The organism is Stappia taiwanensis (assembly GCF_014635285.1).
Taxonomy (GTDB): domain Bacteria; phylum Pseudomonadota; class Alphaproteobacteria; order Rhizobiales; family Stappiaceae; genus Stappia; species Stappia taiwanensis.
Window position 1 is genome coordinate 80,975 of record NZ_BMCR01000002.1, and the last position, 12,993, is coordinate 93,967.

At 66.6% G+C, this 12,993-nt stretch carries 14 protein-coding genes; 3 read left to right on the forward strand and 11 right to left on the reverse strand.

Annotated features, from left to right (window positions below):
* Window positions 1-74: 74 nt before the first annotated feature.
* From IEV83_RS04140 to IEV83_RS04150, 3 genes are all read right to left on the reverse strand, one after another.
* Window positions 75-782 carry a DnaJ domain-containing protein gene (locus IEV83_RS04140; RefSeq protein ID WP_181758854.1) on the reverse strand — a complete coding sequence of 236 codons (708 nt, stop codon included), beginning with the start codon at window positions 780-782 and terminating at the stop codon, window positions 75-77.
* Between the two features lie 122 nt (window positions 783-904).
* A complete protein-coding gene (locus tag IEV83_RS04145) occupies window positions 905-1,117 on the reverse strand; it encodes a DUF3955 domain-containing protein (RefSeq protein WP_181758853.1) in 213 nt (70 codons plus the stop codon).
* A 128-nt stretch (window positions 1,118-1,245) separates the two neighbouring features.
* The gene (locus IEV83_RS04150) at window positions 1,246-1,974 is read right to left on the reverse strand and encodes a VWA domain-containing protein (protein ID WP_244628068.1); all 729 of its coding nucleotides are present in this window, start codon (window positions 1,972-1,974) and stop codon (window positions 1,246-1,248) included.
* A gap of 164 nt (window positions 1,975-2,138) precedes the next feature.
* On the opposite strand from IEV83_RS04150, the gene panC reads away from it, so the two are divergent.
* Complete coding sequence (gene panC, locus IEV83_RS04155; RefSeq protein WP_181758852.1) at window positions 2,139-3,005, forward strand: pantoate--beta-alanine ligase; 867 nt, start codon at window positions 2,139-2,141, stop codon at window positions 3,003-3,005.
* Window positions 3,006-3,030: 25 nt separating this feature from the next.
* Here panC and IEV83_RS04160 read toward each other — a convergent pair whose 3' ends face one another.
* Complete coding sequence (locus IEV83_RS04160; protein ID WP_181758851.1) at window positions 3,031-3,465, reverse strand: DUF1489 family protein; 435 nt, start codon at window positions 3,463-3,465, stop codon at window positions 3,031-3,033.
* A 164-nt stretch (window positions 3,466-3,629) separates the two neighbouring features.
* On the opposite strand from IEV83_RS04160, the gene IEV83_RS04165 reads away from it, so the two are divergent.
* Entirely contained in the window at window positions 3,630-4,520 is an 891-nt protein-coding gene (locus tag IEV83_RS04165; RefSeq protein ID WP_181758850.1) for an NAD-dependent epimerase/dehydratase family protein, read from the forward strand.
* Between the two features lie 15 nt (window positions 4,521-4,535).
* On the opposite strand, the gene IEV83_RS04170 is transcribed toward IEV83_RS04165, so the two are convergent.
* The 5 genes from IEV83_RS04170 to IEV83_RS20335 all read right to left on the reverse strand — a co-directional run bounded on the left by IEV83_RS04170 (window position 4,536) and on the right by IEV83_RS20335 (window position 9,790).
* Entirely contained in the window at window positions 4,536-6,488 is a 1,953-nt protein-coding gene (locus IEV83_RS04170) for an acetyl/propionyl/methylcrotonyl-CoA carboxylase subunit alpha (RefSeq protein ID WP_181758849.1), read from the reverse strand.
* Between the two features lie 84 nt (window positions 6,489-6,572).
* The gene (locus IEV83_RS04175) at window positions 6,573-8,174 is read right to left on the reverse strand and encodes a carboxyl transferase domain-containing protein (protein WP_209003021.1); all 1,602 of its coding nucleotides are present in this window, start codon (window positions 8,172-8,174) and stop codon (window positions 6,573-6,575) included.
* A gap of 146 nt (window positions 8,175-8,320) precedes the next feature.
* On the reverse strand, window positions 8,321-8,965 hold the full coding sequence (locus tag IEV83_RS04180) for a glutathione S-transferase family protein (protein ID WP_181758847.1): 645 nt from the start codon (window positions 8,963-8,965) through the stop codon (window positions 8,321-8,323).
* A 54-nt stretch (window positions 8,966-9,019) separates the two neighbouring features.
* Window positions 9,020-9,424 (reverse strand): rhodanese-like domain-containing protein, encoded by a 405-nt coding sequence (locus IEV83_RS04185; protein ID WP_181758846.1) that lies wholly within the window; start codon window positions 9,422-9,424, stop codon window positions 9,020-9,022.
* Window positions 9,425-9,655: 231 nt separating this feature from the next.
* Entirely contained in the window at window positions 9,656-9,790 is a 135-nt protein-coding gene (locus IEV83_RS20335) for a hypothetical protein (protein WP_263625793.1), read from the reverse strand.
* A 293-nt stretch (window positions 9,791-10,083) separates the two neighbouring features.
* On the opposite strand from IEV83_RS20335, the gene IEV83_RS04190 reads away from it, so the two are divergent.
* The gene (locus IEV83_RS04190) at window positions 10,084-10,845 is read left to right on the forward strand and encodes a DUF599 domain-containing protein (RefSeq protein WP_181758845.1); all 762 of its coding nucleotides are present in this window, start codon (window positions 10,084-10,086) and stop codon (window positions 10,843-10,845) included.
* Here IEV83_RS04190 and IEV83_RS04195 read toward each other — a convergent pair.
* Entirely contained in the window at window positions 10,728-11,975 is a 1,248-nt protein-coding gene (locus tag IEV83_RS04195) for an adenylate/guanylate cyclase domain-containing protein (RefSeq protein WP_181758844.1), read from the reverse strand. The genes IEV83_RS04190 and IEV83_RS04195 overlap by 118 nt on opposite strands.
* 184 nt (window positions 11,976-12,159) lie before the next feature.
* Window positions 12,160-12,987 carry an aldo/keto reductase gene (locus IEV83_RS04200; RefSeq protein WP_181758843.1) on the reverse strand — a complete coding sequence of 276 codons (828 nt, stop codon included), beginning with the start codon at window positions 12,985-12,987 and terminating at the stop codon, window positions 12,160-12,162.
* Between the last annotated feature and the right edge of the window lie 6 nt (window positions 12,988-12,993).

The following is a 12,993-nucleotide window of genomic DNA, read 5'->3' on the forward strand; positions in this document are numbered from 1 at the left end:
CCCGCGTCCCCGCCCGCCCCGGCAGCTGGAACAGCAGCACCTTCAAATTCTAAAAGTCATGCGTATTGGTGAGTTCAATGACGACCGACAAGCAAGTCCTTCGCCTCGTTGAGTTTGGCGGCGAGAAAGCCGCTTCCCCCCTGATCGGGATGGAGACGTTTCATAAGCCGGCGATGCGCCGCCCGGATTTCCGCCTCGCTGGCTCCAGCCTCAAGCCCCAGAACCTGGTAGGCCTCCTCCTCGGTCATGGCGCTCGGGCCCGGCGCGGCTCCCTGCCCCGCTGCGCCATTCGCCTCGAAGTCTACACGCCAGCCGGGTTGCCGGCGGTCGAGATAAGCTTCCAGTAAGGCCCCGCTGTCGCCATCGGCAGCGACCTCCCGGTAAAGCCGCTCCAGCTCGGCGCTTGCGAACGACGCAAGCGCCCGCCCGGCAAAGGTGCCGGCCACCACCTCCCCCTCCATATCCCCGGTGCCGTGGTCAAGGCGCATGACCAGAAACGCCGAACGGACTTCCGAGACCTGCCCGGCGCCGGCACTTGCCCCGCCCGCCGGGCGAAAGCCCCGTGCCCGGCCCCAGCCAAGCAGCGACAGGCCCACCGCCCCGACCAGCATGGCGAGATCCCAGCGGCGGGCGAACACCAGCACCCCCGCCAGCAGCATCAGGACCACGCCCCCCGCCAGCTTGAGCTGCCGCGCCAGTTTCGCCGTGTCGGCCGTTGCAAGTGCATTGCCGAACGCCACCAGCAGCGCCAGCAACACGATGCCAAGCAGCAGATATCCCATCTCACCCCCAAAGCGCGCCGTGCGCGATACCCTTCACATATAGCGATCACGGATCACCGCGCCAGAGCGGCACACCCGCCAGGGGGACCTGGGCCGGGTGCGGGCGACCTCGCCGCGCGCCGCTAGCGCCGGGCCAGATGCCGCCCGCCGCGCCACGCGGCCAGAACCGCCAACCCGCCGAGACCGGAAATGCCAAGCAGATAGCCGATGGGCACCAGGAAGAACGGCTCATGCAGAACGCCGTTGGCGTCCACGGTCGAGCCGATCAGATTGAAGGCAACGCCGCATCCGACGCCAAGCAGGACGAGCGAGAAAAAGAACAGACCGGCTTTCATCGCGCCACCACCTCTTGCTGACGGCCCCGCCCGACGCGGGGCCTTTCGGGCAGGATCGTAGCGAAAAGCGGCTGAACCATGGATGAACGCGGCGGCCCCAGCGACGCGGGATCGCGCTGTGCCGTCTTTCAGCGCAAATGCGCCAGCAGCCGGGTGGCTCCCCGGTCCCCTGCCTTCGTCAGCCGTTCCAGCTCCGGCCTCCCGCCGGCGGCATAGACAGCCGCCGCCTTGAGCAGTTCGGCAAGATCCCCCGCCGATGCATCGGAGAGCTGGAACCAGGCGCCCTTGGTCAGCCGGGCGATCTCCTGGAACGCGACGCGCGCGTGGGCATCGCCGCCTTCCTGAAAGATGAAGGCCGGCACGCCGAGCAGCCCCAACTCGCCAGCGCGGGCGCACAAATCGTCGACACTCTCTTCCACGCAGTCGCCGATATAGACCAGCGCCTGCACCTTCTTGCGCCGGGTCTCGTCGATGGTATGGCGCAACACCTTGCGGATCTGGGTCTGCCCGCCCCGGCAATCGATCCGGGTCATCAACGCGGCCAGACTGCGCGCATCGGCAACCCATTTCGAGGCGGCGCATTCGCCGAACCCGCGAAAATAGACAAGCTGCATGGTCAACCGGCCGACCGCACCGGCCGCCGTGAACATCTCCCCCTGAATGGCGCAGGCCCGATCCCAGGTCGGCTGCCGGCTCATGGTCGCGTCGAGCGCGATCACCAGCCGCCCGGCCTCGGCCAGCGGCCGGGTCTGCCGCGCCTCGGTCAGAAAAGCGGAAATATCCTGTCGGGAGGACTGTCCGCCTCCCGCGTCCGGGCTGGTCTCGCCTCGTTTGTCGATGTCCCGTTTTTCCGCCAACGTCCCTCGCTCCCGCGTCCCGATCAGCCGCCCCGGGCGGCGCCTTTCCCTGCGCATATGGCGGCATGGCGCGAATTTTCAAAGCCCGGCCGAAAAGACGAGGCCTTTTCTCCCGGCGCCAAGCATATTATAGCCATGGCAACTGATCGAGGGGCCCGCACATCATGACACTGCCACGTCGCCACACGTCACTTTCCGAGATCAGAGACGCGGTCGCGACGGCCCGCGGTCAGGGGCAACGCATCGCCCTCGTGCCGACCATGGGCGCGCTGCATGAAGGGCATCTGTCGCTGGTGCGCAAGGCCCAGGACAATGCCGATCATGTGATCGTCTCGATCTTCGTCAATCCGACCCAGTTCGCCCCGACCGAGGATTTCGCCAGCTATCCCCGGGATGCGGAGGCGGACATTCGCGCGCTTGCCGGCCTTGGCGTGGAAAGCGTCTTCCTGCCCGTGCAGGAGGAGATGTACCCGGCCGGATTTGCCACCGGCATCACCATTGGCGGTCCCGCCACCGGGCTGGAAAGCGACTCCCGGCCGCATTTCTTCAACGGCGTGGCGCTGGTGGTGACCAAGCTGCTTCTCGCCTGCCAGCCGGATATCGCCGTCTTCGGCGAGAAGGACTACCAGCAGCTTTGCGTCATTCGCCAGCTGGTGCGCGATCTCAATATTCCGGTGACGATCCTCGCCGCGCCGACCGTGCGCGAAGCGGACGGGCTGGCGATGTCCTCGCGCAACCGCTACCTGGACGAAGATGCCCGCCGCCGCGCCGCCCTGCTGCCGGAGGTTCTGCGCGACACCTTGCAGGCGCTTTCCGAATGCGCCGGCGCGGATCGGCAGGAGGAAGCGCTGTTGCGCAAGTCCATCGCACGGCTGACCGAAGGCGGTTTTCGCGTCGAATATCTTTCCCTGCGCGATGCCGAAACCCTGGCGCCGCCCACCGACGACAGTCGCCGCCTGCGGTTGCTGGTCGCCGCCTGGCTGGAGAAGACCCGCCTGATCGACAACATGGCGTTCGAACGCCCGGACTGACGGCCTTGCCGGTTCAGCCGCCGGCTCAGATCAGGCACAGCTCCGCCAGCTCGCGCCGCATCGCCTCGGGAATATCGGAGCCGCCGCCCAGCCGTTTCAGATCCGCCGGCGCATCCTCCGCCTTCAGATAGCGCCATCCCTGGAACGGACGGCGCGGCTGCGGGCGGGTTGGGTGCAACAGCGGCTCCAGCACCAAATGGCAGCGCTTGACGCCGGCACCATCGGTGAAGGGACGGATGTCCACGAGCCTTTGCCGCACCTGGATCGCGCCCTTGATCACCCAGTAGAGCGATCCGCCATCCAGCAGTTCGTACTTGCGGGTCGGCACCATCCGTGTCGTGTGGAACGGTTCGGCCGGCAGCCCGCGCGCGCGCTGTTCGGACAGGCGAAAGTCGATGGAAGCCTGCAGATCCTCGATGGACTCGGCGCCCACGCACAGTTTGAGCAGATGCAGCGTCATGCCGACTGACTTAGCAGGGCAGCGGCAAAGGTCAAACCTGACCTTCCCCTGCCGCCGGTTTTGCACATCTCCCGGTCCCGAACCTTTTTGCCGCCCGAACGCCCCGCCCCGGGTAGATACGTGACGGACTTGCACGAATCGGTTGCAACGCGTCTGATGGGTCCATGCGGATCTTTCTCACAGGCGGAACCGGAACCATCGGCGCCCCGGTCCTCCAGAGCCTTATCAGCGCCGGCCATGACGTCCTTGCTCTGGCGCGCTCCCCGGCGAGCGCGGAGCGTCTGCGTGCCGCCGGCGGCGCCGTGCTGCAAGGCGACATTCGCGCGCCCCAGAACTGGATCGGCGCCGTCGCGGACTGCGACACCCTTGTCCATACCGCCGCCACCTTCGATGAAGACGCGGTCGCCGCCGAGCGCCGGCTCGTGGCCGCCTTGACGGCGCTGCCGGCGGAGCGCGCCAGCCCGCTGCATGTGGTCTACACCGGCGGGGTCTGGCTGTTCCCCGACAGCGGCGGCGCGCCCGTCGCCGAAACCGCCGCCTTCGCCCCCATCCCCGCCTTCGCTCATGTGGCCAATGCGATCCGTTCCCTGCTGGCCCAGCGCCATCTGGCCGTCTCGGTGGTTCATCCGGCCCTCGTTTGCGGCCGGGATGGCGGCCCGCTCGCCGAGATGCGCGATGCGGCCGAGAGCGGACAGACCTTCGCCACCCGCGCCACGCCCGACACAGTCTGGCCGCTGGTCGATGCGGGCGACCTCGCCGCGCTCTACCTGAAGGTGGTCGAAGCCCGCCGCTACCGGCTGCAGGTGATCGGCTGCGGGATTTCCGGCGTGCCGGTGGGAAGTTTAGTCCGGCTCGTCTCCGAAACCCTCGGACTGCGGCTCGACCTGGCGCAGGAAGAGCCACCGGCGGACCTGCCGCCTTGCCAGGATGTCAGTGCCGGCTATGCCCTCTCGCAGGCGTTTTCGCCCGAGCGCGCCACCCGGCTCACCGGCTGGCGGCCTTACCACACCGATCCGGCGGAGCTGGTCCGGGCGCTGATGCCGCTTTGCGGCTGATACGTGGCAGACGTCTTACGCGCCCTCCTCCGCCTCCTCGCGCAGGCGCACCACCGGTGCGCCCTGATCGACCTGCGCGCCCTCCGCCACCAAAACCGCCTCGACGATCCCGTCGCGCGGGGCGGTGATGGCGTGCTCCATCTTCATCGCCTCCACCACCGCGAGCCTGTCACCCCGCTCCACGGCGTCACCCGCGGCAACGGAAACGGCGATTACCTTGCCATGCATCGGCGCGGGAATCGCGGCCTTGCCGCCTTCCGCCTCCACCGTGCGCGCAAGCTGGTCCACCAGCGCCACCTTGACCGCCCGGCCGCCTTCCAGCGCCCAGACCGCATCGCCTGACCAGGCGGCAATGCCGGGAATATCGGCCCCGTCCCCCTCCTGGCCATCCGGCACCGGCTGTCCGTCCCGCCAGCGAACCGGCAGATCGCGCATCTGGCCATCGACCGTCACCTTGAGACCAGAAACACGCGGACCCGACAACTGGAACGCATCGTTCTCCGCGAAGGGGTCGATCCAGCCCGTTGCCGCCTCCTCATGCGGGGTATGCCCGGCGACCAGGGTTGCCACCGCGGCGGCAATGGTCGCCTCTGAAACCGCCCCGCCGGTCAACCCGTCCAGATCCCGGTCGACAAGACCGGTGTCGAAACCGCCGGCACGCACCTCCGGGTGGTCCACCAGCGCGGCAAGGAAAGCCAGATTGCTCTTCGGCCCGGCGACCCAGGTAACGCCGAACTGCCGCGACAGACGCTCCAGCGCCTCCTCGCGGGTGGCCCCATGGGCAATGACCTTGGCGATCATCGGATCGTAATGGGGCGACACCTCCGCCCCGGCTTCGACGCCGGTGTCGATGCGGATGCCCTCCCCCTCGGGCAGCATCAACAGCTCCAGCCGGCCGGTGGAGGGCAGGAAACCGTTGTCCGGATCCTCCGCGTAAAGCCGCGCCTCGATGGCGTGGCCCGCCAGCCGGATCTCCTCTTGCGCCAGCGGCAACCCTTCACCGGAGGCGACCCGCAATTGCCATTCCACCAGATCGACGCCGGTGACCAGTTCCGTCACCGGATGCTCCACCTGCAGCCGGGTGTTCATTTCCATGAACCAGAAACCGTCCGGCCGCAGCGGGCCCGACCCATCGGCGATGAACTCGACCGTGCCGGCACCGCCGTAGTTGACCGCCTTGGCCGCCGCCACCGCAGCCGCCCCCATCGCCGCGCGGGTTTCCGCGCTCATGCCCGGGGCCGGCGCTTCCTCAAGGACCTTCTGGTGACGCCGCTGGGCCGAGCAGTCGCGCTCGAACAGATGCACCGCCTCGCCCTTGCCATCGCCGAAGACCTGGATCTCTACATGGCGCGGATTGAGGATGAATTTCTCGATCAGCACACGCGGATCGCCGAACGCCGATTGCGCCTCGCGCCGGGCCGAGGCCAGCGCTGCCTCGAAGTCAATTGCCTTGTCGACCCGGCGCATGCCCTTGCCGCCGCCGCCGGCCACCGCCTTGATCAGCACCGGATAACCGATCTCATAGGCCTTGCGCTTGAGGAACTCCGGATCCTGCTTCTCGCCGTGATAGCCCGGCACGACCGGAACCCCGGCCCCTTCCATCAGGGTCTTGGCCCCGTCCTTCAGCCCCATCGCCCGGATCGCATTGGCCGAAGGGCCGATGAAGACGATCCCGGCCTTGGCGCAGGCCTCGGCGAAATCCGCGTTTTCCGACAGGAAGCCGTAGCCTGGATGGATCGCCGCCGCGCCGGTGACCTTCGCCGCCGCCAGGATGCGTTCGCCGACCAGATAACTCTCCGCGCTTGGCGCCGGACCGATATGCACCGCCTCGTCCGCCATCCGCACATGCAGCGCCTGACGGTCGGCATCGGAGTAAACGGCAATGGTCCTCAGTCCGAGACGCCGCGCGGTCTTGATGATCCGGCAGGCAATCTCCCCGCGATTGGCGATCAGCACCGAGTCGAGCATGGGAGGGTCCTCGTATTGGGTCGAAGTCATGGGCAGTCGAGCAGGAAAGGCCGTCACCCGGCAGGCTCCGCCGGGCGCAAGCGATTACATCCGGAACACGCCGAAGCGGGTCTCCGGGATCGGCGCGTTCAGGGTTGCCGAAAAGGCCAGCCCGAGCACCCGCCGGGTTTCCGACGGCAGGATGATGCCGTCGTCCCAGAGCCGGGCCGAAGCATGGTAGGGATGGCCCTCCGCCTCGTATTTCGCCCGGATCGGCGCCTTGAAGGCATCCTCCTCCTCCGCGCTCCAGCTTCCGCCATCGGCCTCGATGTTGTCGCGCTTCACCGTTGCCAGCACGCTGGCCGCCTGCTCGCCGCCCATCACCGAGATGCGCGCGTTGGGCCACATGAACAGGAAGCGCGGCCCATAGGCCCGCCCGCACATGCCGTAGTTGCCCGCGCCATAGGAGCCGCCGACGATAACGGTGATCTTCGGCACCTTGGCGCAGGCCACCGCCGTCACCAGCTTGGCCCCGTCCTTGGCGATGCCGCCGGCCTCGTAATCACGCCCGACCATGAAACCGGTGATGTTCTGCAGGAACAAAAGCGGGATGCGCCGCTGGCAGCACAGCTCGACGAAATGCGCACCCTTCATGGCGGATTCGGAGAACAGGATGCCGTTGTTGGCAATCACCCCGACCGGGATGCCCTGAATGCGGGCAAAGCCGGTGACCAGCGTGGTGCCATAGGTCGCCTTGAACTCGTCCAACTCCGAGCCGTCCACCAGCCGGCCGATCACCTCGCGAATGTCATACTGCTTGCGCAGGTCCACCGGCACCACCCGGTCCAGCTCGGACGGGTCGAGCAGCGGATCGCGCGGCGCGGCAAGGGCGATGTCGGTGCTCTTGACGGTGTTGAGATTGGCGACGATGCGCCGGGCCTGAGCCAGCGCCTGATCGTCGTCGATGGCATAGTGATCGGCAACGCCGGACACCTTGGCATGCACCTCGGCCCCGCCCAGGTCCTCGGCCGACACCTCCTCACCAGTCGCCGCCTTCACCAGCGGCGGGCCGGCCAGAAAGATCGTGCCCTGGCGGCGAACGATGATGGTCTCATCCGACATGGCCGGCACATAGGCGCCGCCCGCCGTACAGGAGCCCATCACCACCGCGATCTGCGGAATGCCCATCGACGACATGGTCGCCTGATTGAAGAAGATCCGCCCGAAATGGTCCCGGTCGGGAAAGACGTCGGTCTGGTTCGGCAGGTTGGCGCCGCCCGAATCCACCAGGTAGATGCAGGGCAGCCGGTTCTCCATGGCGATTTCCTGCGCCCGCAGGTGCTTCTTCACCGTCAGCGGATAATAGGTACCGCCCTTGATGGTCGCATCGTTGCACACGATCATGCAGTCGCGCCCCGACACCCGGCCGATGCCGACGATCAGGCCGGCGCCATGGATCGCCTCGTCATACATGCCGTAAGCGGCAAGCCCGCCGATCTCCAGGAAGGGACTGCCCGGATCGAGCAGCCGGGCAACCCGCTCACGCGGCAACAGCTTGCCGCGCTTCAGATGCCGCTCTCGGGCACGCTCCGATCCGCCAGCGGCGGCGGTCCGGCGCTTGTCCTCCAGATCGGTGCGCAACTCCGCCCAGGCCGCGCGGTTCGCCTCCTGATCCGGATCATGCGATGTCAAACTGCTGCGCAGGATCGCCACGTGCTTCTTCCCCCGATCGCATTCAAAGTCCCAAGGCCTCAAGGCCCCGTCCCGACAAGTGACAGGGACATTGAATGACGTTTACGTACCAGTCAATATATTCTTATTTCTATAATTATATCATGTAGTTACAAAAACATTCAGACTTCATCTGCGGTGACGACCCAGCTCTCCTCGGCCGCATCCTCGCACCATTTGCGCATCAGCGGATGCGCCATCACCGCCTCGGCATAGCCCCGTTCCACCTCCCCCATCGGCAGCCGATAGGTGAGAAAGCGGCTCACCACCGGCGCGTAGAAGCAATCGGCGGCGGAAAAGGCGCCGAAGAGGTAGGCACCGCCCGCGCCATGCGCCGCCCGGCAGTCGCGCCAGATCTCGCGGATCCGGTCGATATCCTTGCTCGCATCCGGCGTCTTGGGGTGCGGTGCCGGGCTGCGGCGCAGGTTCATCGGATAGTTGCCGCGCAGATCGAAGAAGCCGGAATGGAACTCGGCGCAGATCGAACGAGCATGCGCACGCGCCGCCCGGTCCGCCGGCCACAATCCGGCCTCGGGAAAGCGCTCAGCCAGATACTCGATGATGGCAAGGGAATCCCAGACGGTGATGTCGCCATCCACGAGCACCGGCACCCGGCCGGCCGGCGAAGCCTCCCGCACCTTCTCGGGGAACTCCGGCGTGTCCAGCAGTACCAGAACCTCCTCGAAGGGCGCACCGGTCAGGCGCGCCGCAAGCCAGGCCCTGAGCGACCAGGAGGAATAGGTCTTGTTGCCAATCACCAGTTTCATCGAAACCCCCATCTGTCTCGAAAAGGAACAGGAAAAAGCAGACCGCCGCTCGGCTCAGCCGGCGTTCCCGCCCTCTACCGGTCCGCCTGCCGCCTTCCAGGCGCCGAAACCGCCGTCGATATGCGCGACCGGGGCCAGTCCCATGTCCTGCACCGTCTTGGTGGCCAGCGCCGAACGCCATCCGGCGGCACAGAAAAAGACGAAGCGCTTGTCCTCACCGAACACCGGCTTGAAATAGGGACTGTCCGGATCGACCCAGAACTCCAGCATGCCGCGCGGCGCATGTACGGCGCCGGGCACCCGCCCTTCCCGCTCCAGCTCGCGAATGTCGCGGATATCGACGAGCACCGTGCCGGGATCCCCCGTCAGCGCGATGGCCTCCCGGGCCCCGAGCGTTTCGATCGCCGCATTGGCCTCGTCGACCAGCGCCTTGTACCCCTTGCGGATCTGTGCGGACAAACTCCTGCCTCCCCTCGACCTGTCTCGGTCCCTGCTTGGGGACCGTCCTACCGGCCGAGAGTGTCGCCGCCGCCGCCGGCAAAGACAAGCCACAAACCATGGCCGCTGGCTCTGCTGCGGACAACCTCGGGACGAGGCCCGGACAGGCGCGCGCGGCTGAACGCAAAAAGGGCGTGGCCACCGCCACGCCCTTTTCTGAAGCCAATGCTGAAACCTAAAGGCCGTTCGCGTCTACTGGATCGCGACCACTGCCGTCTGGGTCACATCGGAGCTGCCGAAGACATAGAGCAACGCCAAGGCCCCGCCTGCCAGAACCACGGCCCACGCCGTGACACCCCAGCAGGACTTCTGAATGTTCTCGTCCATGAAAATCCTTTGTCCGAAGGAAGGCGGCAAAGGCCCCAGCCACATGCCGTGTTCGGTCGGGCGGTGATTTAACGATTTGGCAACACTTAGGCAAGGACTATTTCCGCCCTACCTGCCGTGCGCGTCATGCATAACCCGGCAACCGGGGGCCGGCCAGCGAAAACGGCTGGCGTCCGCGCCGCCCGCATCCCCAGCGAAAGCGCCAGTTTCTCCCGCACAGGCTTGATTGGCGCCGAAGAGGTCGGCATGCTTCGCGCCGCGCGGCATTTGGCCGCCCCGGAAGAAGGCGCCCCATGACGATCCTTTCCACGATGGACATTCTCGCCCTTGGCTGGTTCCTCTCCGCCTGGATCGTCTTCAACATCGCGGTGGAACTGACGCCGCTGCGCAATCACACCCTGTCCCATCTGATGGAGCGCCACCGGCGCGGCTGGATGACCAGCATGAGCCGGCGCGCGGTGCGGATCATGGATGTGGGCATCGCCGGCGGCCTGCAGCAGGGAACCGCGTTCTTCGCCTCCACCTCACTTCTGGCGATCGGCGGCTGCTTTGCCTTGCTCACTTCGCGCGAAGCGGTGTTCAATCTATTGTCGGATCTGGGGGTGAACAGTGCCGACAGCCCGGCGGCCTGGGAGCTGAAGGTGATCGGGCTGGCGCTGATCTACGCCTATGCCTTCTTCAAGTTCGGCTGGGCCTATCGGCTGTTCAACTACGCGACCATCCTGATGGGGGCGGTGCCCGATCGCGGCGATGAGATGTCCGACGAGGACATCCGCACCTTCGCCATCGAGGCGGGCGAAATGAACGTCCTGGCCGGGCGCCATTTCAACCGGGGACAGCGCGCCTTCTTCTTCTCCATCGGCTATCTGGGCTGGTTCGCCGACCCGCGCCTGTTTGCGCTCACCACCCTGTTCGTGCTGTTCGTGCTGATCCGCCGTCAGTTTGTCTCCAAGGCCAGATCCATCGCCGCGTCGGCGCACCAGCTTCCATCACCGCCAATCGCCGCCAAGGGCGGGGTGAACACCAGCGCCGGCTCGTCGAAGCCCTTGAGCTGATACGACCCCAGCAGGCCGTGACGACAGCCCATGATCTCGGCGATCTGCTCCGAGACGAGGATATCCTGCTTCAGATCGCGGGTTAGCCCGGCCAGCCGCGCCGCCAGATTGACCACCGGGCCGACCACCGTGAAATCGAGCCGGGACTTGCCGCCCACATTGCCGAAGAACACATCGCCCGCATGCAGGGCAATACCGACCCGCAATTCAGGCGAGGAGCCGTCGCAGCATTGCCGATTGATCGTCCGGATGGTCTGCACCGCATCGCGCGCGGCCAGCAGCGCCCGGCGCGCGGCGGCGCGGGCCGTCTCCTCGCAGCCATAGGGAAAGACGGTCATCACCTCGTCGCCGATGAATTTCAGCACCTCGCCGCCATGGGCCTCCACCGCCTCGGTCACCGCGTTGAAATAGGCGTTGAGCAGGCCGATCAGCTTTTTGCCCGGCAACTCGTTGGACAGGCGGGTGAAACCGCGCAGATCGGTAAAGCCGACCACCGCCGAAATGGTTTCGCCATCGCCGCGCTTGATCGTGCCTTCCAGCACCCGCCGGCCGGCGCGCCGGCCCACATAGGTCTCCAGCAGGGTCTGCGCCGTGCGCTTCAGGGTCTGCAACTCGCACAGAAGCCCCAGCGGCCGGGCCAGCGCCTCGAACAGGGAGATCTGGGCGCTGGTAAAGCCCTCAGGATGGCGGGTGGCAAAGGTGACGCCCTTGATCGAACCGTCGGAAAACGGCATCGGCAGCGCCACGTAATCGGTGTAGCGGCCAGCCTGAAGGTCTTCCACAACGCCATAGGCGGGCAGCGGCTCATTCGCCAGCAGATTGATGCGGACGGTGCGGTTCTCGGTATAGACCACCTTCAGCGGGCTGTGCTCATAGGCAAGCTCCGTCTCCGGCGTCTCCCGGAAGCTGCGCATCTCGCGCCCGCCGTCGCTCGACCACAGCACGCTTTCCGCCCGCACATTGGGATGCAGGATCGAAATGCCCGTGGTGATCCGGTCGACCGGCACGCCGGCGGCATTCAGCCGCCCGGCCAGTGCCTCCACCAGATCCAGCGCCTCGCCCAGGCGTACGGCATCGCCATGCAGCCACTCCATGACCTCGGCGGCAATGAGTGAAGCACTGATGGTCATGACCTGTTCCTTCCTGCCCGGCACCGCAGCGCCGCCGACGCAAACCGCGCCGGGCCCCCATGTGCCGCACACACGACACTCCTTCTGCCCCTACCTGGGTCGGATGATACGTCATGTAGGGTGCATTCGCGAAATCGTGTAGCCGGGTGGGGCAAAAAGTCCTGTCTCGCCCCCTCTTTCCGGCTCAGTCTGCGTCCCAATGCGGGGCGAAGGACGGGTTGATGCCGCGCCCGGCGGCACTGCCCAGCGCGGTGATCGCGGCCATTTCCGCCTCCGTCAGTTCGAAGTCGAAAATCGCCGCGTTCTCCACCAGCCGCGCCGGATTGGCGGTCTTGGGGATCGCCGCCACATTGTCCTGCTGCATCAGCCAGCGCAGGCTCACCTGCACCGCGCTCTTGCCATGGCGCTTGCCGATGTCGCGAAGGGTCTCCTGAGCCAGGACGCTGCCCTTGCCGATCGGCGAATAGGCGGTCAGGGCCATTCCAGCGTCATCAAGTGCCGCCTTGACGCTGCGCTGCGACAGCATCGGGTGATATTCCACCTGATTGACCGCCAGCGTGCCGCCGGCCAGTTCCTGCGCCTCGCGCACCAGCGCCGCGGTGAAGTTCGACACGCCGATGGCCCGGGTCCAGCCGCGGTCGCGCAACTCCAGCAGCGCCTCGATCTGCTCCTTCAGCGGCACCGCCGGGTTGGGCCAGTGGATCAGGAAGAGATCGACATGCTCAAGGCCGAGCCGGTCGAGGGAATCCTCGCAGGAGCGGACCATCTTTTCCGGGTCGAGCTGATCGTGCCAGACCTTCGTGGTGAGGAAGAAACGGTCGCGCGGCAGCGAGGCGGCGCGCAGGCCCGCCCCCACGTCCTTTTCGTTGTCATACATCGCCGCCGTGTCCACGTGGCTCCAGCCGCCCTCCAGCGCGGCCCGGACCACATCGCGGCAGATCTCGCCGGACAGCGGCCAGGTCCCGAGGCCCAGTGCCGGCATCTCGACACCACTCAGCGAAAGATACTTCATCGGTTT